24 protein-coding genes, 1 tRNA gene and 1 pseudogene are annotated in these 26,689 nt (G+C 72.3%); 14 read left to right on the top strand and 12 right to left on the bottom strand.

Going from position 1 to position 26,689, the window contains the following annotated elements; genetic code table 11:
• Positions 1–30 precede the first annotated feature (30 nt).
• A complete protein-coding gene (locus O7626_RS26595) occupies positions 31–492 on the bottom strand; it encodes a pyridoxamine 5-phosphate oxidase (RefSeq protein WP_278063811.1) in 462 nt (153 codons plus the stop codon).
• A gap of 242 nt (positions 493–734) precedes the next feature.
• Here O7626_RS26595 and O7626_RS26590 point away from each other — a divergent pair, with 242 nt between their 5' ends.
• Positions 735–1,376, top strand: a complete 642-nt coding sequence (locus O7626_RS26590) for a hemerythrin domain-containing protein (protein WP_278063810.1) — start codon at positions 735–737, stop codon at positions 1,374–1,376.
• A gap of 56 nt (positions 1,377–1,432) precedes the next feature.
• Here the strand turns inward: O7626_RS26590 and O7626_RS26585 are convergent, their stop codons facing one another.
• Positions 1,433–2,077, bottom strand: coding sequence for a response regulator transcription factor (locus O7626_RS26585; protein ID WP_278066328.1), 645 nt, complete (start codon positions 2,075–2,077; stop codon positions 1,433–1,435).
• Positions 2,077–3,402: a sensor histidine kinase gene (locus O7626_RS26580; protein WP_278063809.1), complete on the bottom strand. Its 1,326-nt coding sequence runs from the start codon at positions 3,400–3,402 to the stop codon at positions 2,077–2,079. Before O7626_RS26580 ends, O7626_RS26585 begins: the two co-directional genes overlap by 1 nt.
• A gap of 240 nt (positions 3,403–3,642) precedes the next feature.
• Here O7626_RS26580 and O7626_RS26575 point away from each other — a divergent pair, with 240 nt between their 5' ends.
• Both O7626_RS26575 and O7626_RS26570 read left to right on the top strand, forming a co-directional pair.
• Positions 3,643–4,674 carry an ATP-binding cassette domain-containing protein gene (locus O7626_RS26575; RefSeq protein WP_278063808.1) on the top strand — a complete coding sequence of 344 codons (1,032 nt, stop codon included), beginning with the start codon at positions 3,643–3,645 and terminating at the stop codon, positions 4,672–4,674.
• Positions 4,671–6,422 carry an ABC transporter permease gene (locus O7626_RS26570; RefSeq protein ID WP_278063807.1) on the top strand — a complete coding sequence of 584 codons (1,752 nt, stop codon included), beginning with the start codon at positions 4,671–4,673 and terminating at the stop codon, positions 6,420–6,422. Before O7626_RS26575 ends, O7626_RS26570 begins: the two co-directional genes overlap by 4 nt.
• Before the next feature lie 234 nt (positions 6,423–6,656).
• Here O7626_RS26570 and alaS read toward each other — a convergent pair whose 3' ends face one another.
• Positions 6,657–9,329 carry an alanine--tRNA ligase gene (gene alaS, locus O7626_RS26565; RefSeq protein WP_278063806.1) on the bottom strand — a complete coding sequence of 891 codons (2,673 nt, stop codon included), beginning with the start codon at positions 9,327–9,329 and terminating at the stop codon, positions 6,657–6,659.
• A gap of 400 nt (positions 9,330–9,729) precedes the next feature.
• Between alaS and O7626_RS26560 the strand changes: the two genes are divergently transcribed.
• From O7626_RS26560 to O7626_RS26540, 5 genes are all read left to right on the top strand, one after another.
• Positions 9,730–10,167 (top strand): hypothetical protein, encoded by a 438-nt coding sequence (locus O7626_RS26560; protein ID WP_278063805.1) that lies wholly within the window; start codon positions 9,730–9,732, stop codon positions 10,165–10,167.
• Between the two features lie 56 nt (positions 10,168–10,223).
• A complete protein-coding gene (locus O7626_RS26555; RefSeq protein ID WP_278063804.1) occupies positions 10,224–11,060 on the top strand; it encodes a Clp protease N-terminal domain-containing protein in 837 nt (278 codons plus the stop codon).
• 118 nt (positions 11,061–11,178) lie between these two features.
• Positions 11,179–12,282, top strand: a complete 1,104-nt coding sequence (locus O7626_RS26550; RefSeq protein WP_278063803.1) for an asparaginase — start codon at positions 11,179–11,181, stop codon at positions 12,280–12,282.
• Positions 12,283–12,353: 71 nt separating this feature from the next.
• The gene (locus O7626_RS26545; RefSeq protein ID WP_278063802.1) at positions 12,354–13,394 is read left to right on the top strand and encodes a LacI family DNA-binding transcriptional regulator; all 1,041 of its coding nucleotides are present in this window, start codon (positions 12,354–12,356) and stop codon (positions 13,392–13,394) included.
• Between the two features lie 243 nt (positions 13,395–13,637).
• Positions 13,638–14,984, top strand: a complete 1,347-nt coding sequence (locus O7626_RS26540; protein WP_278063801.1) for a PHB depolymerase family esterase — start codon at positions 13,638–13,640, stop codon at positions 14,982–14,984.
• A 416-nt stretch (positions 14,985–15,400) separates the two neighbouring features.
• Here the strand turns inward: O7626_RS26540 and O7626_RS26535 are convergent, their stop codons facing one another.
• From O7626_RS26535 to O7626_RS26520, 4 genes are all read right to left on the bottom strand, one after another.
• Positions 15,401–16,369 carry an ATP-dependent DNA ligase gene (locus O7626_RS26535; RefSeq protein WP_278063800.1) on the bottom strand — a complete coding sequence of 323 codons (969 nt, stop codon included), beginning with the start codon at positions 16,367–16,369 and terminating at the stop codon, positions 15,401–15,403.
• 139 nt (positions 16,370–16,508) lie between these two features.
• A complete protein-coding gene (locus O7626_RS26530) occupies positions 16,509–16,913 on the bottom strand; it encodes a DUF3224 domain-containing protein (RefSeq protein WP_278063799.1) in 405 nt (134 codons plus the stop codon).
• A gap of 133 nt (positions 16,914–17,046) precedes the next feature.
• Positions 17,047–17,532 (bottom strand): GNAT family N-acetyltransferase, encoded by a 486-nt coding sequence (locus O7626_RS26525; RefSeq protein ID WP_278063798.1) that lies wholly within the window; start codon positions 17,530–17,532, stop codon positions 17,047–17,049.
• 153 nt (positions 17,533–17,685) lie between these two features.
• On the bottom strand, positions 17,686–18,309 hold the full coding sequence (locus O7626_RS26520) for an ATP-dependent Clp protease proteolytic subunit (protein ID WP_278063797.1): 624 nt from the start codon (positions 18,307–18,309) through the stop codon (positions 17,686–17,688).
• Between the two features lie 67 nt (positions 18,310–18,376).
• Here O7626_RS26520 and O7626_RS26515 point away from each other — a divergent pair, with 67 nt between their 5' ends.
• The 4 genes from O7626_RS26515 (at position 18,377) to O7626_RS26500 (ending at position 21,018) form a co-directional block, all read left to right on the top strand.
• Complete coding sequence (locus tag O7626_RS26515) at positions 18,377–18,688, top strand: hypothetical protein (protein ID WP_278063796.1); 312 nt, start codon at positions 18,377–18,379, stop codon at positions 18,686–18,688.
• A 45-nt stretch (positions 18,689–18,733) separates the two neighbouring features.
• Positions 18,734–19,120 (top strand): hypothetical protein, encoded by a 387-nt coding sequence (locus O7626_RS26510; RefSeq protein ID WP_278063795.1) that lies wholly within the window; start codon positions 18,734–18,736, stop codon positions 19,118–19,120.
• Between the two features lie 290 nt (positions 19,121–19,410).
• Positions 19,411–20,346, top strand: a complete 936-nt coding sequence (gene rarD, locus O7626_RS26505; RefSeq protein ID WP_278066327.1) for an EamA family transporter RarD — start codon at positions 19,411–19,413, stop codon at positions 20,344–20,346.
• 36 nt (positions 20,347–20,382) lie between these two features.
• Positions 20,383–21,018, top strand: a complete 636-nt coding sequence (locus tag O7626_RS26500; protein ID WP_278063794.1) for a dihydrofolate reductase family protein — start codon at positions 20,383–20,385, stop codon at positions 21,016–21,018.
• A gap of 373 nt (positions 21,019–21,391) precedes the next feature.
• Here O7626_RS26500 and O7626_RS26495 read toward each other — a convergent pair whose 3' ends face one another.
• A complete protein-coding gene (locus tag O7626_RS26495) occupies positions 21,392–22,108 on the bottom strand; it encodes a LysE family translocator (RefSeq protein WP_278063793.1) in 717 nt (238 codons plus the stop codon).
• A gap of 61 nt (positions 22,109–22,169) precedes the next feature.
• Here O7626_RS26495 and O7626_RS26490 point away from each other — a divergent pair, with 61 nt between their 5' ends.
• Positions 22,170–22,760 (top strand): dihydrofolate reductase family protein, encoded by a 591-nt coding sequence (locus tag O7626_RS26490; protein ID WP_278063792.1) that lies wholly within the window; start codon positions 22,170–22,172, stop codon positions 22,758–22,760.
• Positions 22,757–23,332 carry a dihydrofolate reductase family protein gene (locus tag O7626_RS26485; RefSeq protein ID WP_278063791.1) on the top strand — a complete coding sequence of 192 codons (576 nt, stop codon included), beginning with the start codon at positions 22,757–22,759 and terminating at the stop codon, positions 23,330–23,332. The genes O7626_RS26490 and O7626_RS26485 overlap by 4 nt, the downstream gene beginning before the upstream one ends.
• 1 nt (position 23,333) lies before the next feature.
• Here the strand turns inward: O7626_RS26485 and O7626_RS26480 are convergent, their stop codons facing one another.
• The 3 genes and pseudogenes from O7626_RS26480 to O7626_RS26470 all read right to left on the bottom strand — a co-directional run.
• Positions 23,334–24,197, bottom strand: a complete 864-nt coding sequence (locus tag O7626_RS26480; protein ID WP_278063790.1) for a helix-turn-helix domain-containing protein — start codon at positions 24,195–24,197, stop codon at positions 23,334–23,336.
• A 59-nt stretch (positions 24,198–24,256) separates the two neighbouring features.
• Positions 24,257–24,329: transfer RNA gene (locus O7626_RS26475), tRNA-Arg, on the bottom strand.
• A gap of 1,205 nt (positions 24,330–25,534) precedes the next feature.
• Positions 25,535–26,530, bottom strand: a pseudogene (locus O7626_RS26470) (alpha/beta hydrolase); the annotation flags it as partial.
• Positions 26,531–26,689: the final 159 nt, after the last annotated feature.

Below are 26,689 nucleotides of genomic sequence, written 5' to 3'. Positions count from 1 at the left end.
CCCACGGCAGCGGCCGGCGGGCCGAGCGGCTCAGTCCCGGCTGCGTCGCCGCCAACCGGTACCCGGGTGCCACGACTCGATCACGAGATGGTCGGCGGGCGTGCCGACGTACGTCAGCACCGCCTCGCTGATGTCGATCCGGAAGAACCCGGCGTTCTCGTGCGGGTTGTCGGCCGGCGGCGGCACCGGGACCACCCGGCCGGCGAGCTTGGCGTCACCCGACCAACTTTCCGGAGCGTCCCCGGGCGGGTCGATGGTCGGGCTGTGCACGGCGATCCGCGGATCCCGCCGCACGTCGAGCAGCTTCATCGAGCCGCTCATCATGCCGAGTGTGACCTCTCCGTCGCCGAACTCGAGTTCGAGACCGCTGATCCGGGGCGAGCCGTCCCGGCGCAGCGTCGCGATGCTCTTGTGGGTACCGGCCGAGAAGCGTTCCCGCACCCGCGCCGCGAAGCCCGGGGCGTCCTGTTCGATCTCCCGCCAGCTCGCCACGTCGCCCTCCGAAGTCCGGCCCGGCCCCGTCCGGCGTGCCGGGCCGTGCGGGGCCGGAGAGACTCGACCGAGTACGCCTCGGCCACGGCCTCCAACCTACCGCCGCCCGACCGGTCTGCCGCCCGGCTGGTGGGCCCGGCCGGAGGAGCGCCGCCCTGCGGATCTTCACCCGGACGCAGGTGTCGGATAATCAAGATCGCCTGGAAGATCGTCAAGGTCCCGGAAGATCGTGAAGGCAGGTCATGACCACCGAGAAGCAGCACTGGCTGACCCGGCGGACGGGCGTACTGCCGACCGCCCCGCCGACCGAGCGGCTCAGCCCGAAGAGCGTGCTGGACGAGTCGACCCGACCGAACGCACCCGAGCCGCCGCCGGAGGTCACCTTCACGCACCAGGGCCGGTACGCCGGCCGGCACCTCGTCGACGTGCACGACCACTACCGGGCGGAACTGCGGCAGGTCCGCGACCTCCTCCAGCAGGTCAGGGAGGGCACGGCCGCGATCGGCGACGCCCGCGACGAGATCAACGTGATGACCGTCCGGGCCAACGACTGGACCCTCGGCGGCGTCTGCCAGGCCCAGTGCCGCGCGGTGGCGACCCATCACACCATGGAGAGTCAGGGCGTCTTCCCGCATCTGCGGCGCAGCCAGCCGGACCTGGCGGCCGTACTGGACCGGTTGCACTCCGAGCACCTGGCGATCCACGAGGTGTTGGAGGGGGTCGACGCGGCGCTCGTGCACCTGGCCCGCAACCCGACCGACTACGGCCCGATCAGCGAGGCGATCGACCTGCTCACCGACACCCTGCTGTCGCACTTCGCCTACGAGGAGGCACAGCTGATCGGCCCACTCGCCCGGCACGGCTTCTATCCCGGCCAGGTCTGACTGAATGGTAAGGAAGGGCCCCCGCATATACAGAAACGATATGCGGGGGCCCTTCCTTACCGGTCGGTGAGGTAGGCCAGCACCGCGAGTACCCGTCGGTTGGTGTCCTCGGTCGGCGGCAGGTCGAGTTTGGCCAGGATGTTGCCGACGTGCTTGCCCACGGCCGCCTCGGAGACCACCAGCACCCGGGCGATCGCCGCGTTGGAGCGTCCCTCGGCGACCAGCGCCAGCACCTCCCGCTCCCGGCCGGAGAGCCGGGCCAGCGGGTCGCGCCGCCGCCGCAGCAGTTGGCGTACCACCTCGGGGTCGACGACGGTGCCGCCGGCGACCACCTGGCGGAGCGCGCCGACGAACTCCGCCACGTCGACCACCCGGTCCTTGAGCAGGTAGCCGACCCCGCGACCGCCGCCGGAGTCGAGCAGCTCGGCGGCGTAGCTCTGCTCGACGTACTGGCTCAGCGCCACCACGGCCAGCCCGGGGTGGGCCCGGCGCAGCCGTACCGCCGCCCGCAGCCCCTCGTCGGTGAAGTCCGGCGGCATCCGGATGTCGGTCAACACCAGATCCGGGGCGTACTCCTCGACCGCGGCGCCGAGCGCCTCCGCGTCCGCGACGGCGGCCACCACCTCGAAGCCGAACCGGCCGAGCAGCCCGGCCAGCCCCTCCCGGAGCAGTACGCCGTCCTCGGCGAGGACCACCCGGATCAGCACGGCAGTTCCACGCGCAGCAGCGTCGGCCCGCCCGGCGGGCTGGACAGCAGCATTCTTCCGTCGACTCCGGCCACCCGGTCGGCCAGTCCGGTCAACCCGCTGCCATGGCCGGGCTCGGCGCCGCCGCGACCGTCGTCGGCGACCTCGACCGTCAACCGCTCGCCCCGCAGCCGCAGCGTGACCGTGGCCGCCGTCGCCCCGCTGTGCTTGGCGACGTTGGTTAGTGCCTCGGCGACGACGAAGTACGCCGTCCCCTCCACCGGGTTCGGCAGCCGCGCCGGCAACTCCGCCTCGACGGTCACCGGCACCGCCGAGGAGTCGGCGAGGTCGCGTACCGCCGCCGGCAGGCCCCGGTCGGTGAGCACCTTGGGATGGATGTTCCGGATCAGCTCCCGCAGCTCGGTCATGAAGAGTTTCGCCTGCTCGTGCGCGTCCGCCACCGCCGCCGCACCCGGGCTGCCGGCCGGGATCTCCAGCCGGGCCAACCCGAGTTGCAGGGTGAGACTGACCAGCCGCTGCTGCGCCCCGTCGTGCAGGTCGCGTTCGATCCGGCGCCGTTCGGCCTCGAACGCGTCCACCAGCCGGGCCCGGGACCGGGCCACCTCGACCAGCTCGGTGCGCAGCCGGTCCTGGCCACCGGCGCCGCCGAGCAGTGCCCGGGTCAGCGCCCCCTGCCCGGCGGCCAGCATCGCCAGCGGGTACGGCGAGACGGCCAGCAGCACCAGCCCGAGCAGCGAGTACGGCACCGCCTCCGCGACGGTGTCGATCCGCGCGAACCCGATCGAGATCGGGCCGTCGCCGGTGTGCAGCAGCACCGGGCCGGCGACCAGCACCGCGACCAGGAGCAGCAGCACACCGGCGGTGGCCGAGAGGAGCAGCCCGACCGTGCCGAGCAGGCCGGCGTGCAGCAGCGCCAGCCAGGTGGCCGGCTCGGCGTACCGGGTCCGCAGCCAGGACCACGGGTCGGCGGCGGGGACGGGCCGGTGTCCAGAGCTGACCGGGCGGTTGTCGACCAGGCGCAGCCGGAGCCGCTCCAGCCCGGCCAGCGGCAGCGCAACCAGCGGGCCGAGCCCGCCGAGCAGTACCGCACCGAGCGCCAGCAGCAGCGCCAGCGTGCCGAGCGGCAGCTCGGTGATCCCGGTGCCCCGGCCGAGCAGATAGAGCCAGGGCAGGCCGAGCAGCGCGAGCGGGACACCGGCGGCGAACGCCACCGGCGGGGTGCCGAGCAGGTAGGCGAGCGCCCGCCACGGCCAGCCGGTCAGCGGGAACCGGCGCCGGGCGACGGCTTCCAGCAGGGTACGGGGGCGGGGCCGGGTCACGGCACCAACGCTAGTGCTCCGCTCGCCTCGCCCGAAGGGCGCTGGCGATAGTCCTCGGGTATGTCCAGCCCTACCCCGAATCCGGTGTCTGCCGCCAGTGCCCTCGACCCGCCCCGGATGGTCTGCTCGACGGGCCGGCACCAGCCGCCATGACCGCTCGGCACCAGCTGCCACGACCGGCCGGCACCGCGCCCACGCCGGACCGGGGCGCCGGACCGTCCGAAGGAGGAGAGAGGGCACGTGCTCGAACTGCACGACATCGTGAAGGTCTACCGAGGTGGACACCGGGCGGTCGACGGCGTGACGCTCCGGCTCGGACCGGGGCTGCTGGGCCTGCTCGGGCCGAACGGAGCCGGCAAGTCGTCGCTGATCCGGATCGCCGCCACGGTCACCCGGCCCACCAGCGGTCGGGTCAGCTTCGACGGCGCCGACGTACTCGCCCGGCCGGACCGGCTGCGTCGGGTACTCGGCTATCTGCCGCAGGACTTCGGGGTCTATCCCCAGTTGACCGCCCGGGAGTTCCTGGGCTTCCTCGCCGCCGCCAAGGGGCTGCCGGCGCGGACCGCCCGGACCCGGGTCGACGAACTGCTGGAGCTGGTCAACCTGAGCAGCGCCGCCCGCCGCCCGCTGGGCGGGTACTCCGGTGGGATGCTGCGCCGGGTCGGCATCGCGCAGACCCTGCTGGCCGACCCCCGGGTGATCGTGGTCGACGAGCCGACCGCCGGGCTGGACCCCGAGGAGCGGGTGCGGTTCCGCAACCTGCTCGGCGAATTGGCGGTCGACCGGGTGGTGGTGCTATCCACGCACATCGTCCCGGACATCGAGTCGGTGGCGCACCGGATCGTCGTCGTCGCGCAGGGGCGGACACGCCGCCAGGGCAGCCCGGAGGAACTGCTCCGGGCGACCGACGGGCGGGTCTGGGAACTGTTGGCCGACCCGGCCGAGGTGCCGCGCATCCAGGCCCGTCACCTGGTCAGCCGGCTCGTCCGGACCAGCTTCGGGGTGCGCGTCCGGCTGCTCTCGGCGCAGTCGCCCGGCCCGGCCGCCAGCCCGGTCCCGCCGGACCTGGAGGACGCCTACCTGGACGCCGTCCACCAGCCGACCCTGTCCACCGCGGACGACCCTCCTGCCGGGCACGACCGGCGGGCCGGGGACGACCCTCCTGCCGGGCACGACCGGCGGGCCGGGGGCGGCGGTCCCACCGGGCCCGACGACCGATCCACCGGGCCCCACCCGCACGGCGGGCACCAGACGTGGCCGGTGCCCCGGTGACCGCCCCCGCCGCGACGGCGGTACGGGTGCCCGTACGCGTCCGGGTGCCCGGCGCGATCGCCGTCGCCGACTTCCGCGAGCGGGTACGCCGCCCGGCGTACGCGATGGTGCTGGCCACCGCGGTCGGCCTGGGCTATCTGGCGGTGCCGGCGGTCGACGGCCGCTGGGTGGTGTTCAACATGGGCGACGAGTACCGGGGCGTCTACAACAGTGCCTACGTCGGCACGGTCACCGCGCTCGCCGGAGCACTCTGGCTGGCCTTCGCCGGTTTCTACGTGGTGCGCGGTGCCGTCGTCCGAGACGAGCGCACCCGGGTCGGCGAGCTTCTCGCCGCCACCCCGCTGTCCCGGCCGGGCTACCTGCTCGGAAAGTTCCTGAGCAACCTGCTGGTGCTGGGTTCGATGCTCGGTGTCCTCGCCGGCACCGCCGTGCTGATGCAGCTCGCCCGGGGCGAGGACCGGGCGGTGGACCCGGTCGCACTGCTGCTGCCGTTCGGCCTGCTGGCCCTGCCGGTACTGGCGGTCACCGCCGCGGCGGCGGTGCTCTTCGAGACGGTACGGCCGCTGCGGACCGGGTTCGGCAACGTCGTCTGGTTCTTCCTGGCGATGATCGGGATGATCCTGGCGCAGGATCCGGACGCGCCGCTCGGCGGGCTCGGTGTGCAGCAGGTGGCCGGCTCGATCCGGGCCCGGCTGGTCGACGCGGGACTGGGGCCGGGCGGCGAGTTCAGCCTCGGCCTGATGTACCTCGACGCTCCACTACGGACGATCGAGTGGTCCGGCTTCGTCCCGGACGCCGCCTTCGTCGGGCAACGGCTGCTGCTCGGTCTGATCGCGGTCGGGATGGCGGTGCTGCCCGCGCTCTGGTTCGGCCGGTTCGACCCGGCCCGCGCCGGCCGGCGCCGGCCAGCCGTCCCGCCCGGTGCGGGGCCGTCGCTACCGGTCGCGGCGGGGCCGGGCCCGGCGGGCGTGGGGTGGGACGCACCGGCCCGGCCACGGTTCGCCGAGGCGGCGCCCTCCTGGATCCGTGGCGGGCGGCGTCAACCCGGCCCGCCACAGCCGGGCCGCGCCGCCGACAGCACCACCCGGGTACGCCCCGGCGGGCTTCCTGCGGTCGACGGCCTCGGCGGGCTTCCCGCAGTCGACGGCCTCGGCCGGCTGCTCGGCGCCGAGCTGCGGGTACTGCGCCGTGCGGGGTCCCGCTGGTGGTGGCTCGGGGTACTGCTGCTCGCCCTGGCCGGCGGGCTGGCACCCCTGCCGGCGGTGTCGACGGTGGTACTGCCGCTGGCCTGGATCTGGCCGGTACTGCTCTGGTCCCGGCTCGGCACCCGCAGCCACGAGTACGGCCTGGCCGGACTGCTCGGCGCGTATCCGGCGCTGCGCCGCCGGATGCTCGCGGAGTGGCTCGCCGGGGTGACCCTGGCCGGGCTGACCGGACTGGTGCCGATGCTCCGGATGCTGCTGGCCGTGGACGCTCCCGGGCTGGCCGCCTGGGGCGCCGGTGCGCTCTTCGTCCCGTCCCTCGCCTATGCCGCCGGGATACTCACCCGGACCGAGCGGATCTTCCAGGTCGGGTACCTGGCGATCTGGTACCTGACGCTGAACGGTGTCGCCGCGTTCGACGTCATGGGCGCGGTACGCGTCGACGGCCGCCCGGCCGGACCGGTGCCGCTGCTGGTCGCCGGCTGCGCGCTCGCCCTGCTCGGCCTCGCGTTGCTGGTCGGCACCCTCCGGCACTCCCGCCGCTGACGACGACCCCGCCGGCGGCCTGCCGACGCCGGTATCCGAATACCCCCGCCGCTCCCGCTCCGTGGCGGCAGCAGGCCCGGACCGTCGTCGGCGGTCTCCGACCCGGCGGTGGCCGGACCACGCCGCCGCCGTCGGCGGGGGATGGGCCCAGCAGATCTTGACGACTTCTTGTAGTCGGAACAGCAAGAAGTCGTCAAGATCTGGCTGGTGTCGGCGGGCGGGCGGGGCCGGCGGTCAGTTGGGGTGGCGGGTCAGCAGGGCGACGGCTGCCGCCTCGGCGCGGGAGAGTGCCTCGTCGACCCGGTCCGCCCGTCGGCCGCCCGCGTTGGCGAGCGGGCCCGTGCCACCGGCACCGCCGCCGATCAGCCGTCCCGGCTCGGCGAGCAGGTCACGGGCCCGGCCGCCCCGGTCCAGCAGCGTCCGGTCCAGCCCGGCCACGAACTGCGCCCGATCGCCGTCCGCCGTCGCGAGTACCACCACCGTCGGTGTGCCGGCCGGACTCCGGGCCAGTACGCCGCTGGCCACGGTCCGCAGTTCCGCCGCAGTCAGGTCGTCGCGCCGTGCGCCGACCAGCCAGCCGGAGCCGACCGCCCGGTGCTGCCCGAGCAGGGTCCCGGCGATCGCGTCGAGTTCGGCACGCCGGTACCGGCGCAGCGCCGCCTCCGCCTCGGCGAGCGCCTCCAGCCGCCTGCCGAGCGTGTCGAGCAGGTCGTCGGGGCGGCCGCCGACCAGCCGGCCCAGTTCGGCCAGCAGACGCCGTTCCGTGTCGGCGTACCGGAGGGCGTCCCGGCCGGTGAGCGCCTCGATCCGGCGTACGCCGGCGCCGACGGAGGACTCGCCGAGGATACGTACCGGTCCGGCCTGGGTGCCGTGCCCGACGTGGGTACCCCCGCACAGTTCCCGGGAGGCGTCGCCGATGTCGACGATCCGGACCTGTTCGCCGTAGCGGTCGCCGAAGAACGCGGTGGCGCCGGCCGCCTCCGCCTCGGCCCGGCTCGCCTGCCAGACCCGCACCTCCGGGTCGTCGAGCAGGTAGTCGTCGACCAGTTGGCCGACGGTGTCCAGCGCGGTCCCGTCCACCGGGGCGAAGTGCGTGAAGTCGAAGCGGAGCCGGCCGGGCGCGACGAGTGAGCCCTGCTGCCGGGCGTGCGGGCCGAGTACCCGACGCAGCATCGCGTGCAGTACGTGCGTCGCCGAGTGGGAGCGTTCGGTCGCCGCCCGCCGTGCACCGTCGACCTCCGCCGTCACCGGCTCGCCGGGGCGTACCTCGCCGGAGTCGACCCGGCCGTGCTGCACGTGCAGGCCGTCCAGCCCGTACCGGGTGTCGGTGATCTCGACCAGCCCGCCCTCGGCGGTGCGGATCCGGCCGGTGTCGCCGACCTGCCCGCCCGACTCGGCGTAGAACGGGCTGCGCCGGAGCACCAGCTCGACCCGGTCGCCCTCGCCGGCCGACCCGACCGGCCGGCCGTCCCGCAGCACGGCGAGCAGCTCGGTTCCGGTGTGCAGGTCGGTGTAGCCGACGAAGTCGGTCCGGCCGTGCCGGTCGAGCAGTTCCCGGTAGCTCTCCGTCCGGCGCCGCGCCGCCGCGCCGCGATTCCGGCCGCCGTCGCGGGCCCGCCGGCGCTGCTCGTCGAGCAGGGTCGCGTAGCGGTCCCGGTCGACGTCGAGACCGGCCGCCCGGGCCGCCTCGACGGTGAGGTCGATCGGGAAGCCGTACGTGTCGTGCAGCTCGAACGCGGTCTCGCCGGAGAGCCGCCCAGCGTCGGTCTGCCGGGCCCGGCCGATCGCCGCGTCGAGCAGCCGGCCGCCCTGCCGGAGGGTACCGCCGAACGCCTCCTCCTCGTGCGCGGTGACCGACTCGACCAGCTCGCGGCGGTCGACGAGTTCCGGCCACGCCTCGCCGAGGTTCGCCACGACGCTGCCGGTGACCGCGCCGAGCACCGGCCCGGTGATGCCGAGCGTGCGGGCGTGCCGGACCGCCCGGCGCATGATCCGGCGCAGCACGTAGCCGCGCCCCTCGTTGCCGGGGAGCACACCGTCGGCGACCAGGAACGCGATGCTCCGGGCGTGCTCGGCGACCACCTGGAAGGAGACCGACTCCAGGCTGCCGTCCCGGCCCGGGTACGGCCGCCCGGCGAGTTCCGCCACCAGGTGCAGGGTCGGGGCGAGCAGGTCGGTCTGGCAGACCGTCTCGACGTCCTGGAGGATCGCGGCGAGCCGGTCCAGGCCCAGTCCGGTGTCGATGTTGCGCCTCGGCAGGTCGCCGAGGATCGGGAAGTCCTCCTTCACCCCGCCCTCGCCGCGTCGGTGCTGCATGAAGACCAGGTTCCAGAGTTCGACGTACCGCTCGCCGTCGACCGCCGGGCCGCCCTCGGCACCGAACGCCGGACCCCGGTCGTAGCAGAGTTCGGAGGACGGACCCGCCGGGCCGGGTACCCCCGTCGACCAGTAGTTGTCCGCCATGCCGAGGCGCTGGATCCGGCGCTCCGGCACCCCGATCCGGCGCCACAGGTCGACCGTCTCCTCGTCGCCGGTGTAGACGGTGGCCCACAGTCGCTCCGGGTCGAGCTGGTAGTGCCGGGTGAACAGCTCCCAGGCGTACGCGACGGCCTCCGTCTTGAAGTAGTCGCCGAAGGAGAAGTTGCCGAGCATCTCGAAGAAGGTCGCGTGCCGGGTGGTCCGGCCGACGTTGTCGATGTCGCTGGTGCGTACGCACTTCTGCACGCTGGTCAGCCGTCGGGCGGGCGGGGTCGACTCGCCGAGGAAGTACGGGGTGAACTGGTTCATCCCGGCGATGGTGAGCAGCAGGGTCGGGTTGTCCGGGATCAGTGGACTGGACGGGACGGACGTGTGGCCGCGCTCGGTGAAGTAGTCGAGGAAGGTGCGGCGGATTTCGGATGATCGCATCACAGAGCCCTGTCGGGTAGGTGCGAACGCGTACCGGAGCCCGGCACGGCGGAGAGCCGTACGGGTCCTCGCGGTGTCCGTCCGGAGGCGCTCGCGCGGAACGTGGCTGTTCGGGGCCGAGAGGCCGCACGCCGAGCCGGGCCGAGGGGGTCAGGCGAGGACGCTGTCCTCGTTCCCCAGCTCGGCGTGGCTAGCTCGCCGCCCTGCCGTCGCCATCCGTCGCACTCCGGATCTTCTCGCTCCGATCCACCCGAACCCGGGTCGATCTGACTCGCCCGAGTCGTCGACCTGGCGGTCGGGCCGGATCGGTCGAGCGTAACTCAACTCCCGTCGAACGGCTCGCCGATAATCTGTCAAGGTTCACTTGACGAACGAAGTTTGTCAGGGCTACCTTGACGGTATGGACAGTTTCCTGGAAACCGCACTCGCCGCCGACGTCACCGCCGCCGCCGTGGCCAGCGCCGACGCCGCCGTCAACGAGGCGAGCCGGCAGGCCGACCTGCTGATGGGCGGCCGGCCGGTGCCCGGAAGCCCGGAGTGGACGGCCGAGCAGGAGGGGGCGGCCGGGCGGCAGCGTGAGGTGGCGACGCAGTTGTTGCACTTCCGGATCGTGCTGGCCGCCGGGCTCGACCCGCTGCCCAGCGTCGTCGGCCTGCGGCGCTGGGGTGTCACCTGGGAGTTGGTCGCCCGGGCGGCGGGGGTCACCAAGCAGGCCGCGCACGAGCGCTGGGGTCGCCGGGTGCTGGAAATTCTCGACCGGTACGGGACCGGCGAACTCGGCGGACCGGTCGCCGACGACGAGGCGGACCTGCGGAACCCCAAAGGGGGTAGCCAGTAACCCCATAGGGGTTATAGTGAAGGCGTCGCAGGGGGACGCACGAGAGGAGTCCGGCGATGCCGAAGATCAACGTCTATCTGCCCGACGAGCTGGCCGAGGCGGTGCGGGTGGCCGGGGTCCCGGTCTCGGCCGTCTGCCAGCGCGCCCTGGAACAGGCCGTACGCCGGGTTACCGCGATCCGTCAGGCCGCCCTCGGCGACCTGGACGACGCCGACCTGGCCGCCCGGTTGCCGCACTTCACCCCGCGGGCCCGCGCGGCGGTGCTGCTCGCCGTCGACCGGTCCCGCGAGGACGGCTCGGCGGTGGTCGGCAGCGCCCACCTGCTCGCCGGGATGCTCGCCGAGGGGACCAACCTGGCCCTGCACGTGCTGCGGGTGGAGGAGATCGAGCCGGAGCGGGTGCTCCAGGATCTCGCCGGCCGGCCCACGGCCGAGCCGGGCGGCGACCCGGCGGACAGCCTGCACTTCAGCGGGCCGGCGGCGAACGCACTGGAGCTGGCCGTCACCGAGGCGACCGCGTTCGGCCACAACTACGTCGGCTGCGAGCACCTGCTGCTGGGCCTGGTCGCCGAGCCCGACGGCGTCGGCGGGCAGCTGCTCAGGTCGCTCGGCGCCGAGCTGCGGCTGACCCGCCGGGCGGTGGCGGCGGCCCTGGCCGGCTACGTCCACCTGCGGGCGCAGACCGCGGCGCCGCCGGCCGCGCCGCACCCCGCCGGCCCGTCACCCGATCCCGCCGGCCCGTCCGCCGAAACCTTCGGAGCGTCACCCGGGACCGCCGGAGCACCGGCAGGCGCCGCCGCGCTGCTGACCGAGGCGGTACGCCGGGAACTGCGGCCGATCGTCGCCCGGCTCGAACGGTTGGAGCAGCGGGCCGGCGGGACCGGCACGGACTGACCGGCCATCACCGTGCGCAGGCTTCTGCCGACGGCCGTCGCGATACTGACCTTCCTGCTGGTACTCGCGCTGCCGTTGCTCACCGACAGCCCCTAGCCCCCGATCGGAGGGAACAGCCGTGGCCAGCCGGGTACTGATGCTCGCGACCAGGGACACCATCGCCTACTCCACAACCCCCGGGCGCGAGGGTGCCGCCAGCGGGGCGGAACTGCTCGGTCTGATCCCACCGGAGCGGCTCACCGCCGAGGTGGTGGTCGAGGACGTCCTTGCCGAGCCGAGCTGGGACACCGGTCCGGGCACCATGCTCGGGCTGGCCCGCCGGGCCCGGACGGCCGTCGTGGCCGAGGGCTTCGACGGTGTCGTGGTCAGCCACGGCACCGACACCCTGGAGGAGACCGCCTACCTCGCCGACCTGCTGGCCGGCGCGGCCGCCGGGCGCGGCCCGATCGTGTTCACCGGCGCGCGGCGGCAACTCGACGAACTCTCCGCCGACGGCCCACGCAACCTGGCGTCCTCGATCACCGCCGCCGCCGATCCGGTGCTGCGTGGAGCCGGTGCGGTGGTCTGCGTGGACGACGAGGTGCACGCGGCGCGCTGGGTGAGCCTGGTCGACGCCACCACCGTCCGGGGGTTCTCCTCGGCCCCGTTCGCCCCGCTGGGCAGGGTCGTCGGCGAGCGGGTCGAACTGTTCGGCCCGGCACCGTCCCGCCCACCGCAGGCGTACGGCGAGCCGGAGTCGGACGTGGCGCTGCTGAAGACGTACCCGGGGATGGACGCCGGGCTGCTCCGGGCGGTGACCGACGCGGGTGCCCGGGGCGTCGTACTGGAGGGGACCGGGCCGGGCAACGTCCCGGCCGGCCTCTTCGCCGCGATCGCCGAGCTGGTCGACTGGGACATCCCGGTGGTGGTCGCCTCGCGCTGCCGGACCGGGGCGGTCGACCTGGCCGAGCTGCCCCCACCCGCCGGGCTGGCCGCCCGGGTCGGCGCGATCGGCGCGCGGGGTCTGCCCGCCGCCAAGGCACGGGTCGCCCTGATGGTGGCGCTCGGCAACCCCAACGGTGGCGGCAACGCCAACGGCGACGCCGGCAGGGCCAGCGTCGCCGCCGACGCGGCCATGCCCAACGGCAACGGCAACGGCGACGGCGGTGGCGGCGGCCATGGCGGGGCGGTGGCGGCGGCCCGGGACTGGTTCGACCGGCTGGTCCCACCGTCAGCCCGCTGAGCATGCCGTCGAGCGTCCGGCCGGCGAGCGCGGGAGCGTGTCGTCGGTCGATGTTCGCGTAGGCTGCGGCGATGACCCGCACCAATCCGCAGACGGCCCGGAGCGGGCGTGGCGGCGTGCTCACGGTTGCCAAGATCGCTCGGTTGGCGGGAGTCTCGGCGCCGACCGTGTCCCGGGTCATCAACGGTCAGACCGGAGTGGCGCTGGAGACCCGCAGGCGGGTCGAGGCGGTCCTGCGGGAGCACGGCTACCGCCGGCCGGGCGGCTCGGCCTCGGTGGCCATCGTGGAGCTGGTCTTCCACGCCCTGGAGAGCCTCTGGGCCCTGGAGATCATCCGGGGCGTGGAGAAGGTGGCCCGCGAGCACGACCTCGCGGTCGTACTCACCGAGATGCAGGGCCGGTTGACGCCGGGGCGGGCCTGGACGGAACAGGTGCTGACCCGGCGACCGATCGGGGTGATCGCGGTCTTCTCCGAACTGACCGTGGCACAGCAGTCGCAGCTCGCCACCCGGTCGATCCCGCTCGTCGTACTGGATCCGACGGGGGAGCCGCTGCACCAGACACCGTCGGTCGGCGCGACGAACTGGAACGGTGGGTTGGCCGCCACCCGACACCTGCTCGACCTCGGGCACCGGCGGATCGCGATGCTGAGCGGCCCGATCGAGTGGCCGTGCTGCCGGGCCCGGCTCGACGGGTACCGGGCGGCGATGGACGCCGCGGGGGTACCCGTGGATCCCGAGCTGGTGCGGATCAGCACCCTCTACGTCGAGGGCGGGCTGGCCGACGGCGCGGCGCTGCTGGCGCTCCCCGATCCGCCCACCGCGATCTTCACCGCCAACGACCTCCAGGCGCTCGGGGTCTACGAGGCGGCCCGCCGGGCCGGGGTACGCGTCCCGGACGAGCTGAGCGTGGTCGGCTTCGACGACCTCTCCTTCACCCGCTGGTCCGGCCCGCCGATGACGACGATCCGGCAGCCGTTGGAGCAGATGGGGGTGACCGCCGCCCGGATGGTGATCGAACTGGCGGCCGGCAACGCCCTCGACCAGCACCGGATCGAACTCGCCACCGAACTCGTCGTACGCGAGAGCACCGCCCCGCCCCGTCGCGGGTGAGCCGCCCGGCCCGGTCGCGGGTGAACCGTCCGGCCCCGTCGCGGTGAACCGGTCCGGCGGGATCGTGGTGAACCGGTCCGGCTGGGTCGCGCGGGCCGGGTGCACACCGGTGTTGTGAACTCATGTCGGTCAATGTCTTGTGCGGTGAAACATTCCCATCGATACTTTGGGATGTTTCAGCTGGCGGGATATCCGGATCGCTCGTCCTTAACCCGCGCCTCGCCAGGTCGAGAGAGGATCAGGATGCGACGACTCGTACGCGCGCTCGCCGTCGCGACCGGCGCGATGATGCTGGCCGCGGGCCTGGCGAGCCTCACGGTGGCCACGCCGGCCTCCGCCGCGGCGCTGACCGAGGTGACCAACTTCGGCACCAACCCCAGCAACCTGCGGATGCACCTCTACGTGCCGGACCGGCTGGCGACGCGCCCCGCGATCCTGGTCGCCGTGCACTACTGCACCGGTACCGGACCGGCGTTCTACTCCGGCACCCAGTTCGCCTCGCTGGCGGACCGGTACGGCTACATCGTCATCTACCCCTCGGCGACCCGCAGCGGCCAGTGCTTCGACGTCTACTCCCAGCAGGCGCTGCGGCGCGACGGCGGCAGCGACCCGGTCTCGATCATGTCGATGGTCCGGTACGTGCAGCAGCGCTACAGCACCGGACAGGTCTTCGCCACCGGCACCTCCTCCGGGGCGATGATGACGAACGTGCTGCTCGGCAACTACCCGGACGTCTTCGCCGCCGGGGCCGCGTTCGCCGGTGTGCCGCACAGCTGCTTCGCCACCACCGGTGGTTCGACCTGGAACAGCGAGTGCGCCAACGGCCAGATCATCCGTACCGCCCAGCAGTGGGGTGACCTGGTCCGGGCCGCGTACCCCGGCTACACCGGCGCCCGGCCCCGGATGCAACTGTGGCACGGCACCAACGACGAGACGCTGCGCTATCCGAACTTCGGCGAAGAGGTGAAGCAGTGGACCAACGTGCACGGGCTGAGCCAGACGCCGACCTTCACCGACACCCCGCAGTCCGGCTACACCCGCACCCGGTACGGCGGCAGTGGCCCGATGGCGCCGGTCGAGGCGATCAGCATGCAGGGGGTGTCGCACAACCTGCCGGTGAACGCGGCCGAGGCGATCCGGTTCTTCGGGCTGGACGGCAGCGCGCCGCCGACCGGGAACCCGACCACCGCACCGCCGACCCAGCCGCCGACCCAACCACCGACGCAGCAGCCCACCCAGCCGCCCACCCAGCCGCCGACGCAGCCACCGGCGGGCGGGTGTGCGGTGAGCTACACCGTGAACGCCTGGAACTCCGGGTTGACCGCAGCGATCACCATCACCAACCGGGGTAACACCGCGATCAACGGCTGGACGCTCTCCTTCACCCTGCCGGCCGGCCAGACCATCGTCTCGGGGTGGAACGCCTCCTACAGCCCCAACAGTGCTGCGGTGACCGCCCGGAACGCCAGCTACAACGGCACCATCGCGCCGAACGCATCGGTCGGGATCGGCTTCCAGGCCAGCCACACGGGCAACACCGGCAGACCGGCCTCGGTCAGCCTGAACGGCACGGCCTGCACGCTGAGCTGAGCTGGTCGACGTACCCGATCTGCCCTATCCGTTACTGAAGCGCGACGGGCCGCGCGAGGGAGGGCGGGTTGCCGGCGGGTGATCCTCCGCCGGCAACCCGCCGGCCCGTCTCACGGTCCGGGTACGCGCGCGGTGCGCCGGTGCGGCCCCAGGTGCCCAGCCCGGCCTGGTGCTCGGCCGGGCGTGGTGCTCGGCCCGGCCTGGTGCTCGGCCGGGCCTGGTGCTCGGCAGGGCGTGGTGCTCGGCAGGGCGTGGTGCTCGGCCTGGTGCTGGCCCAGCTCGGTGGCGCGGCCTGGTGCTGGCCCAGCTCGGTGGCGCGGCCTGGTGCTGGCCCAGCTCGGTGGCGCGGCCTGGTGCTGGCCCAGCTCGGTGGCGCGGCCTGGTGCTCGGCCGGGCTCGGTGGCGCGGCGTGGTGCTCAGTCCGGCTCGGCGGCCCTGCGGGCGCGGGCCCGGCGCTTGCCTTCGTGCATCGCCTGCACCCGGGCGACCGGGATGGTGTGTCCCTCCGCGACCAGGTCGGCCGGGAGCCGCTGCGGACCGGGCATCCGGCCGGCCCACGGATCGTCCCCGCCCAGCAGGCGCGGCACGGTCCGCATCGTGAAGTCGGCCGGGCTGACCCGGTCCAGTTCGTCCCACGGAACCGGAAACGACACCGGCACTCCCGGCCGAAGTCGGGGACTGTACGCCGAGACCACCGTCGCACCGCCGGACCGGGTCGAGTCGACGAAGACCCGGCCGCCCCGGTCCTCCCGGATGAAGGCCGTGGTGGCCAGCGCGGGATCCAGCCGTTCCGCCCGGACCGCCAGCGCCCGGGTCGCCGCCGCCACGTCCTCGATCGGCGCCGCCTCCTCGACCGGTACGAAGATGTGCAGGCCCTTCGCCCCGCTGGTCTTGACCACCCCGGTCAGATTCGCCTCGGCGAGCACCTCCCGGACCAGGTGGGCGGTGCTCACGACCAGCCCGAACGTGTCGGCGGCCGGCGGATCGAGGTCCAGCACCAGGTGGGTGGAATGGTCCCGCCGATCCGCTGTGACCAGGGTCGGGTGGTATTCCACCGCCCGCTGGTTGCCGAACCAGAGCAGAGTGCGCCGGTCGTTGCAGAGGGCGTACGACACCTCGCGGCGGGACGCCTCCGCCCACATCGTCACCGTCGAGATCCACGAGGGTGTGTAGCGCGGGACGTTCTTCTGCATGAACGGCGGCTGTCCCCGGAGCACCCGGATCACCGAGAGCGGCCGGTCCCGCAACTGCTTGATCAACGGGTCGCGCATCTCGTCCAGATAGTCGACCAGGTCCCGCTTGGTCGCGTCCGCCCCGTCGAACAGGGGCTGGTCGAGGTTTGTCAGCGAGACGCCGTCCCGTACCTCGTCGGCCTTGCCCGTCATCGCACCACCTTCCCGGCCCGCCGCCGCACGGTCAACTCGCCTGGCCTGGCCCGGCTGGCTGTGGACGCTGCCCGTGCCCCCGGATCTTGTGGCCGGCTGCCGGCGCCGGGTTGCCGGTTGCCGGTTGCGGGTTGCCGGATCAGTCGAGCAGCAGCCGGACGCTGTGCCCGGAATCGTTGCGCCGGAAGGTGACCGTCCCGAGCAGTCCGGTCAGCTCGCCCGTCCCGGTGCCCGGGACGACGTGCCCGAACGTACGCGGAGTCTCGGCGTCCACGCCGCCGTGCTGGAAGACCACCGTCCCGTGCCGCCCGTCGATGCTGCCGGTGAACCGCTCCGAGGCGACGTAGCCCCGGTTTGCGGCAGTCAGCAACTCGGCGACGCTGGTCCCCTCGATCATGCCCCGGAAGGTCTTCCGGACGGTCACCCTGGCCAGGGTGCCGCCCTCGGTCGGCTCGTCGTAGGGCCGCTCGTCCCACCCGGTCACCTCGAACTCGGCAGTGAACTCGGTGCCGGAGGCGAGCGCGGTCTCGGTCTGTCGCGTCATGCCGGAATCGTAGGGCGGCCCCCCGACAACCGAGCCAAAATCGCCCGTCAGGATCCGCCGCTCGCCGCTCGCCGCTCGCCGCTCGCTGCTCGTCGCTCCCGGCCGATGGCCGGAGTCGGCTCCCGGCCCGGGGTCAGAACCCGCGGTACATCACGTGCAGGCCGACCCGGCCCAGGGTCGGGTGGGCGAAGGCGCCCGGCACCGTACCCAGCACGGCGAACCCGAGTCGCAGGTAGAGCCCGACCGCCGCCTGGTTGGACTCGGCGACGGCGTTGAACTGCATGCCGGCGTACCCGCGCCGCTCCGCCCAGTCCAGGGCGTACCGGCACAGCGCAGTTCCCACGCCCCGGCCGCGGGCGTCGGTGGCGACCATGAAGCTCGCGGTCGAGACGTGACTACCGGGGCCCGGGCGGTTCGGTCCCATCTTCGCCGTGCCGAGCAGCCGGTCGTGTTCCACCGCCACCACCGTCAGCCCCGGCGCCGACTCCACCCAGACGTCGTACGCCTGCTCGCCGGTCATCCGGGGGTCGTAGGTGAACGTCTCCCCGGCCCGTACGACGTCCCGGACAATCGGCCACACCTGGGACCAGTCGGCTTCGGTGAACTCACGGATCCGCACGCCGCGACGCTAACCGCGCCGTCCCGGACCCGACAACCGGGATACGGAGCGGTGGAGACCGAGCGGGGATGCCGAGCCGGGGTGCGGCAGCCCCCGTGGTGGTGGCGGTGCGGGGTCGGCCCGGTCGGCTCGCGCGGGGCGTTGGCGGCGCCGTCAGTCGGGGGTACCGGCCTTGGCGGCGAGCGGGCCGGTGCTGCTGACCACCTGGTCGATGAAGCCGTAGTCCCGGGCCTCGGTCGCGGTGAACCAGCGGTCGCGGTCGGCGTCCCGCACGACCTGTTCGTACGTCTGCCCGGTGTGCTGGGCGATCATCTCCAGCAGCATCCTCTTGGTGTGCAGCATCTGCTCGGCCTGGATCGCGATGTCCGCCGCCGTGCCGCCCATTCCGCCGGACGGCTGGTGCATGATGATGCTGGCGTGCGGCAGTGCGTACCGCTTGCCGGCTGTGCCGGCGCAGAGCAGGAACTGCCCCATCGAGCCGGCCATGCCCATCGCCACCGTCGACACGTCGTTGTCGATGAACTGCATCGTGTCGTAGATCGCCATGCCGGCGTAGACCGAGCCGCCCGGCGAGTTGATCCAGAGGTTGATGTCCCGCTGCGCGTCCTCGGCCGCGAGCAGCAGCAGTTGGGCGCAGATCCGGTTGGCCACCTCGTCGTTGACCTCGGTGCCGAGGAAGATGATGCGTTCCCGCAGGAGACGGCTGTAGACCGAGTCGTCGAGGGTGCCGTGCGGCGGTTCTCCGCTGCGGGCCTGTGGAGTGTACGGATCAGTCATGTCAGCAACGTAATGACGGCCAGCAGCGAGAATCGACGCCTTACGCTCTGAGCGCACGGGTTCAGCCGTGGGCGGAAACGGAGCCGGCGGAAACCGAGGCGGCGGTGCGGCGGGCATCGGCAAGAGTGCGCTGCTCGACCACGCCTGCGCGACGGCCGACGGGTTCCAGGTCGTCGAGGCGTCCGGGTCGCAGTTCGAAACGCAGATTCCCTTCGCCGCCCTGCACCAGGTGTGCACCCCGATGCTCGGCCGCCTCCCCGACATCCCGGCCGGGTACGCAGCCGCCCTGCGGGTCGCGTTCGGGCAGGTCGCACCTCCGCAGCATCTTCCGCAAACTGGCATCAGCTCCCGGCGTCAGCTCCGGGGCCTGGTTACGTAGTTTTCGCCGACGCGAGCGCCGCCGCCCGGGTCGGACAGTACGGGTATGCCAAACTCGATCGCTCCGTGGGCCGACCGCACCGGCCGCATTCTGCTGGCCATCTGTTCGATTGCCACCTTCGGCGCCCTGGCCCAGGGGATCCAGCAGATGATCGACTCGTCCGACGAGCACCTGATGACGGAAGCCTGGCGCACGCTGGCGTACGTCGTCTTCGCTGGCCTGTGGGCGATGCTGGCCGTCTGGCCACGCGGGCAGCGGGGGGTGTGGGAACTGGTGCTCTTCCACAAGATCGCGATCACCGTGTTCGCCCTCGCCGTGATCGACGTGCCCACGGCCAAGCAGCACGTGATCATCGACGGTTCCCTGGTGGTCGCGACGGCCGTCGCGTACTTCCTGTGCCGGGGCTGGTACTCCTGGCGGCGCCAGGTCTGAGCAGGCCTCCACGGGCGAGGCGGCGGGTCATGTCGCAAACCACCGTGCCATCGCGCTGCCCTCCTCGTGGTGACCGGCCGTCGCTGTGGAGATCAGCACGGACACCGCCTCCCGGTGACGGCGACCGCCGAGCCTCGCCAGGCAACCGATCCAGCACCCATTAAGAATCTTGATGGAAGCTGAGATCAATTGGCCTTAGACGTCATATAGTTTCCGTTCCATGCTGTTCCTTGTCAGGTCATCCGACGAGAGGGACAGCCGTGACACCGCACACCGCAGACGGCAGCTCCATGCGCCGAGGCCTGCTCACCGGCATCGCGGCCTACGTGGGATGGGGTTTCTTCCCGCTCTACTTCAAGCTGCTCGCACCCGCCTCGGCGGGTGAGATCCTGGCCCACCGGATCGTCTGGTCGGCCGTGTTCATGGCGGTACTGCTGGCGGTCCTGCGCCGGTACCGGTGCCTGCGCGACCTGGCCCGCGAGCCCCGACGGCTGGCCGCGGTCGGCCTGCCCGCGCTGTTGATCGGAACGAACTGGTTCGCCTTCATCCTCGGCGTCGCTACCGGACAGGTCGTGGAGGTCTCGCTCGGCTACTTCATCACCCCGTTGGTCAGCGTGCTGCTCGGCGTGGCCGTGCTCCGCGAACGGCTGCGGCGTACCCAGTGGACGGCCGTGGGCATCGGCGTGATCGCCGTGCTGGTGTTGGCCGTCGGGTACGGCGGGCCGCCGTGGCTGGCCCTGGTGGTCGCGATCACCTTCAGCCTGTACGGGCTGGTCAAGAAGCGGCAGGGACTGCCGGCCGCCGACGGGCTGCTCGTCGAGACGGTCGCGCTGCTGCCGCCGGCGCTGGGCTACGTCGCGTTCCTGATGATCACCGGCAAGCAGACCGTGGGCCACGTGGCCGCCGGCCACACCCTGCTCGTCCTGCTGGCGGGTGCGTTGACCGCGCTGCCGCTGATGGGCTTCGCCGCGGCGGCCAACCGGGTCCCGCTGACCACGTTGGGCGTCCTGCAGTACATCACGCCGATCCTGCACCTCGGCTTCGGCGTGCTCCTGTTTCACGAACCGATGCCGCAGAGCCGGTTGGCGGCGTTCGCCCTCGTGTGGCTGGCGCTGGCCGTCTTCACCTGGGACGGCGCGCGCTCCCGCGCAGCCAGACGGCAACCGCGGGCCGTCGACGGGCACGCCACCCACCCACGGGCCACCGCGCGCGTCCGCACCACCTGAGAGAACCGACCCGCCCAGTATCGAAGGAGCACCGTCATGTCACTCGTCCGCGTCCAGAACTTCTCGATCTCGCTCGACGGATTCGGCACCGGCGAAGGCCAGAGCCCCGACGCACACTTCGGCCACGCCGGCCAGCGGCTGCACGAATGGATGTTCGCCACCCGGTGGTGGCAGCAGGGCGGTGGCGGCGGCGTCGACGACGCCTTCGCGCGGCAGCACGGCGACGCGGTGATCGGTGTCGAGATCATGGGGGCCGGAAAGTTCGGCCACCCCGGTTGGCACGAGGACCCGGACTGGAAGGGCGCGTGGGGTCCCAACCCGCCGTTCCACTCACCGGTCTTCGTCCTCACCCACCACACCCGCCCGTCGATCGAGATGGAGGGCGGCACGACGTACCACTTCGTCGACACGTCACCGGCCGAGGCGCTCGAAGCGGCCCGCAACGCCGCCGACGGCAAGGATGTCCGCATCGGCGGCGGCCCCACGGTGATCCGCGACTTCCTCGCCGCCGGGCTCGTCGACCACGCGCACATCGTGGTGGTCCCGATCCTGCTCGGCCGAGGCGTCCGCCTCTGGGACGGGCTGGAGGGCATCGAGCAGAAGTACCGGGTAGAAACGACCGCCTCGCCCAGCGGGGTCACACACCTGACCTTCACCCGTGCGGGTGTCTGACCGGTTCCGTCACGGACCCGGCGGCGCGGCCACGGCCGTCGCGCTGCCGGGTCCGCCTTCCGCAGGCGACGGTCGCGGAGCGCACCCGGCAGCGCCACCGCGACGGTCAGCAGCGTCGTCACGGCGAGGCTCACCGGCGGCGCCGACCAGCCGTTCGCCGGGTCGATGCGCAAGAATCCTCGACCGGTGATCGAGGGTCCTGTATGTGTGGTCGCCCCGGTCCATGCGAAGGTGCGCCGAAATGGGCATCGCGGCAGTCGACGACGATGACTGCTGGACGAGCCGCCAGTTCGCCATGCTCGACGCGTGGGACAGGTACAGCGGTGGTCGCCGGCCGTGAGGTGGAGGCTGGTGTGTCGGCGATCTGCCGGTTTCAGCTCGAAAGTGCGGTGAACAGCCCGAGTCCGAGGTAGATCGACGCGAACCATCGATGTCCGTTCGAGATGCGGTTCAGCCTTGGGCCGATGGTGTTTGCGGCAAAGCAGAAGGCGATGTCCACGGCGAGGGCGAGGACGAAGAAGACCGCGCCGAAGACCGGTAGCTCGCCCTGGGACCGGGTGAACTGTGGCAGAAAGGCCAGAAAGAACAGCACGACCTTGGGGTTGAGTGCGTTCACGACGGCGCCGTCCACGAACAGTCGCCCCAGTGAGGTCTTCTGCGCGACGCCGGTCGTGGTGGTCGACGGGCCGCGAAGTGTCTTCACTCCGAGGTATACGAGATAGGCCACGCCCGCGTACTTGACGACGCCGAACGCGATCGGTGAGGTGGCGATGAGCGCGGCGACTCCGAGGGCGGCCGTGGCCACGTGCAGGAGTGTGCCGGCCTCGATGCCAAGTGCCGAGGCCAACCCCGCTCGCAGCCCCTGCGCCGCGGTACGCGTCACGATGAAGATCATGTTCGGCCCCGGAATCACGACGAGCGCGAGCGAAGCGAGGGTGAAGGCGATCATTCGGCTGGTCATCGATCTCTCCGATTCCGTCAGGAGTGCCTGGTCCTGAACGTATGCAACCGGTCGATCGCCAGCCTTGGACGAATCCGTCGTGTGGGCGGTCGGCGTTCCGGCGGGCGCGAGGGCGGCGGATTCGTTCAAGCCCGCCACGTTCCGCCGCGCCTAGATTCGGACGTGATCAAGGCGAACATACGGAGGAGTCATGACACGCGTCATCCTGTACATGGCAATGTCCCTGGACGGATTCATCACCGGACCCGGTGACAACAAGGAGAACCCAGCCGGCGAGGGCGGCATGCGGCTCATGGAGTGGCTCGGCCCGGGGCCCACGGTCGCCGCGTTCCGGCCAAGCAACAGCCAGAGTCAGATCGTGTTCGACGAGTCGAGGTCGACCGGCGCCGTCATCACCGGGCGACGAACCGGCGACTTCGCGGGCTACTGGGGCGGCGACCACCACGACGGCGTACCGATCTTCGTGCCCACCCACAAGGCGCCGGCGGACAACCCCCACGAGCGGGTGCATTACGTGACCGACGGCATCGCGGCGTGCGTGGAGCAGGCGAAGGCGGCCGCGGGCGATCGGGATGTCATGATGCACGGCGCCTACACCGCCCAGGAGTGCCTGAAGGCCGGTCTGCTCGACGTGATCGAGATTCAGCTGATGCCGGTCCTGCTTGGCCAGGGTCGGCTCCTGTTCGAGAACCTGCCACCCGAATGCGTCGAACTGGACCTGGTCCGGACGTTGGAAGCACCGGAGACCCTTCACCTGCGTTACGAGGTGAGGCGGGGATGACCGGCCCGATCCGGCTCTACATGTCCATGTCCCTCGACGGCTTCATCACCGGAACGAACGACCGCAAGGGCCACGGCCTCGGCGACAACGGCGGCCGGCTGTTCAACTGGCTCGACGACCGTATGTCGGCCGGGAACAGCGGACGTATCTACCGGGAGGCCATGGCGACCGGGGCTGTGATCGCGGGGAGGCGCACCTTCGAACTCGCCGGCCGCTGGAACGGTGACCACCACGACGGCGTCCCGATCCACATCCTCACCCATCACCTCGACGACGGTGGGGCGCTGTCGGCCAACACGAAGCTCTTCTCCGACGTCGCCGAGTGCGCCGCGCAATCCCGCGCCGCTGCCGGCGACCGCGCCGTGCTGGTCCACGGTGCGGGCGCGGCACAGGCCTTGCTCCGCGTCGGCGAACTCGACGAGCTGGAGATCCATCTCGTGCCGGTGCTTCTGGGCGCCGGCCGGCGGCTCTTCGGCTCCGCCGACCCCGGGCACATCGAGCTGGAACTCGTCCGACGGCTGGAGGACCGCGACGTGACGCACCTGCGCTACCGGGTGCTGAGACCGCAGTGACTCACCAGCGGTGACCGGCTCGATGCCGCGCTCGCAGCAGCGGCAGATAGGTCGGGGCGTGGTTGTGGTTCTCGCCGCAGTTGCGCGCGATGCCGGCCAGCAGCTCACTCGGGGCCACACCGGTGATGGCGACCGACTCGCGGGCCAGATGGGCCTGGTCGGCGTACCCGGCACTGCCGGCCAGTGCGGCCAGTGACCGGCGGCGGTGCGGCCCCGACTGGGCGAGCGCGAGGAATCCCCAGAACCGCAGGGTGCGGTGCAGCACCTTGGGCGGGCAGCCCACCGCCGTCATGAAACGACGCCGCAGCTGACTGTCGGAGATGTGCAGCTCGGTGGTGAGCGTGCGGACGGCGTTGGCCGGGTCGAACACCAGCATCCCGACCGCCGAGCGCACCAGCGGATCGGGATCGGTGGCCGCACGGACCCGGCGGAGCACCTCCGCCTCCAGCAGCCCGGCCGCCTCCTGCGGCGACCCGGCAGCCGCCAGCGTTTCGCCCACCGAAGCGGCGGAACCCCGCCACAGGTCGTCGCACCCGACGGTGAGGTCGACCATCTCGCCCGCCGAGGTCCGCAGGACCGGGGCCGCGGCGCCGGGGCGGAACCGGACACCGACCATCACCGTGCCGGGCGCCAGCATCTCCCGCGTCAGTCCCGACTGGATCCCGATGATGAAAGGCAACCCGCCCACAATGCAGACGACCTCGACGCAGCCGTTCGGCACGGCCTGGAACACGAACGGCGGAGAGCCGGGCGACACCTCCTGCACCCATACACAGCTCACGTACGGCGCGAGTTCGGGCACCGGTGCCCGCTCCCGGTAACTCTGCGGCCACCGGAACCAGGTGCTCCTGTCGATCTCCGACACGCCGGCAGTATCCCAGACGGAAATCCGGGAGACCATGGTGTTCGTGTGCGGTCGAGTTGTGCGCCCGGCAGGATTCGAACCTGCGACCAACTGCTTAGAAGGCAGCTGCTCTATCCGCTGAGCTACGGGCGCGGGAGGTCATTCGTGTCCCAGCAGGCTACCGTTGCCGGGAGAACGCGTCGGCGAGGACGTGACGATCTGGCCTGCACATACTAGGTTTCGAAGCGTGCAGTTGACGAGCACAATGTTTCTGCCGCTGCTGGTGTCGACGGAAGACGCCAGGTACGGCCAGAACCACCTGCTCGAAGACTTCACCCAGGACCTCGATGTCGGCTACTCGTTCGGACCGCCGTACGGTAACCGCCTCGTCACCTGGGATGATCTGGACGAGCTGGAGATCAGTCAGGCCGAGTTGCGGCAGGTGGCGGTCGACAACCTCTACCGATTGCTGCCCAGACTGCGGATCGACGGGCAGCCGCCCGCGCCGATGCTCTCGTTCGGCGGGCTGGAGTCCACCGTGCTGCTCGCCGCCGAGGTGTGGGAGGACCTGGAGCGGTCCGTGCCGGGCGAGCTGGTGGTCGGCGTGCCGGCCCGGGACGTGGTGATCGTCACTGGTACGGCGTCCCGACCGGGGATGGCGAAGGTACGGCGGGCGGTGGACCGCGTCTTCTTCGCGGGCGACCAGAATCTGCTCAGTCGTGAGCTGCTGGTGTGGCGGCAGGGTGGCTGGTCGCCGTACCGGACGACGCCGGACGCCGAACCGCCGGAGGACCGGTGGGAGGAGCCGGTGCCGGAGCCGGATCGTCGGGAGGGCGCGGAGCGGGACCGTGACCTCCGGGCGGCACCTGAGCGGCTCCGGGATTCCCGGCGAGAAGAACCGGCACGGTCCCGGGGCCGCGAGCTGTCCCGGGATCCGGCGTGGTCGCGGGACCCGGAGCTGCCCCGGGAGCGGGAGCGGTTCAGGGATTCGGAGCGCCGTCGGGGCGGGGGCCCGGAAATGGAGCCTGAGCCGGAGCGGTGGCGCAGCGCTCCCCGCCCGGATCCTGGCCCGGGCCCGGGCCGCTGGCGGGGTGGCTCGCGGTCGGAGCCGGAGGACGAGCCGGGACCGCAGCGGCGGCGGGGTGGCTCGCGGTCGGAGCCGGAGGACGAGCCGGAGCCGCAGCGGCGGCGGGGTGCCCCTCGGCCGGAGTCGGGGGCAGGGCGGGCGCGGTGGCACGGCGGCCCCCGTCCGGAGCCTGACCCGGAGCTGGAACCCGGATCCGAGCCCGAGCCCGAGCCGGATCGGTGGCGGGGCGCAGGCCCGGAGCCGGGTCCGTACCGGGTGCCTCGGCAGCGGCCGGGTGCCGGCGGCACGACGGACTGGCCGGAGCGGCCACCGGCCCGGCGGCCGAAACGACGTAAGCCGAGGCCCAACGGTTCAGCTCGCTGAACACCTGCTCACGTACGGCCGGGCCGGACAGGACGAGGTCGTGCATGGCGCCGTCGAAACGGACCAACGTCACGTGCCGACCCAGCTTCGGCGCCCAGCGGGCGATGTGTTCGACGTCGAGTACGGCATCCGATCCGGTGGCGGAGTCGTCCCAGGCCCGTCCCCGGAAACTGCGGGTCGAACTGCTGACCAGCACCGGCGCCGAGATCTCCAGTCCGGCCCGCAGTTGCCGTTGCGCCCGCCCGATCGCGGCGAGCCAGCCGAGCCGGATCGGGAAACCGGTCAGCGGCTTCCAACCGAGGTCGTAGTTCCACTCGCCCCGGTGCTCGGCGTGCAGGCTGTGGCCGTACACCGTGGAGAGCCTGCGGGGAACGGTCCGGTAGGGGATCCGGTGGCTGACCCGCGCGAGCGTCGCCAGGACCGGCCGGCGGACCAGCCAGGGCAGGTCGAGGTCGAAGAACGGGCTGTTCAGGAAGAGACCGTCGACGGCCCCGGTGGACCGGCGGGCGTGTGCCCAGAGCGCGGTGACCAGGCCGCCGGTCGAGTGGCCGTTGACCAGTAGTGTCCGGTTGCCGTCCGTCTCGCGGATGATCCGGGTCGCCGCGTCGAGTTCCGGGAAGTAGTCGGTCAGGTCGGAGCAGAAGTTCGGCGTCTGGTGTGGCAGCAGGCTGCGTCCGTGCTTGCGCAGGTCGAGCGCGTAGAAGTGCCAGCCGTGCGCGACGAGGAAGTCCGCCAGGTGGGTCTGGAAGAAGTAGTCGGCGAAGCCGTGCACGTAGAGCACCGCCCGGTCGCTCGGCCGCTCGGCGCGCCGCCGGACCAGGGTGGCCAGTACCGGCCCCTCCGCGTCGCGGCCGAGGTCGATCGTCTGCCGCTCGTACGGGAGGCCGAGCAGGTCCGGTTCCACCCTCCCGACGCTACTCGGCGATACCAGATCAATCCTTGATCAGGTCTTTTTCCACAGGGTGCCCGGTTGTCCACAGAGCGGCTGGTGGCGGTGGCGGGCCATCGGGTACGGCGGCGAGGCTTTCCGTCGAGTCGGCTCGGACTGGCACAACCGGATCCC

The organism is Micromonospora sp. WMMD1102 (assembly GCF_029626265.1).
Taxonomy (GTDB): domain Bacteria; phylum Actinomycetota; class Actinomycetes; order Mycobacteriales; family Micromonosporaceae; genus Plantactinospora.
Note: the sequence above shows the minus strand (reverse complement) of the source record. Positions and strands in the feature narration are given on the sequence as shown.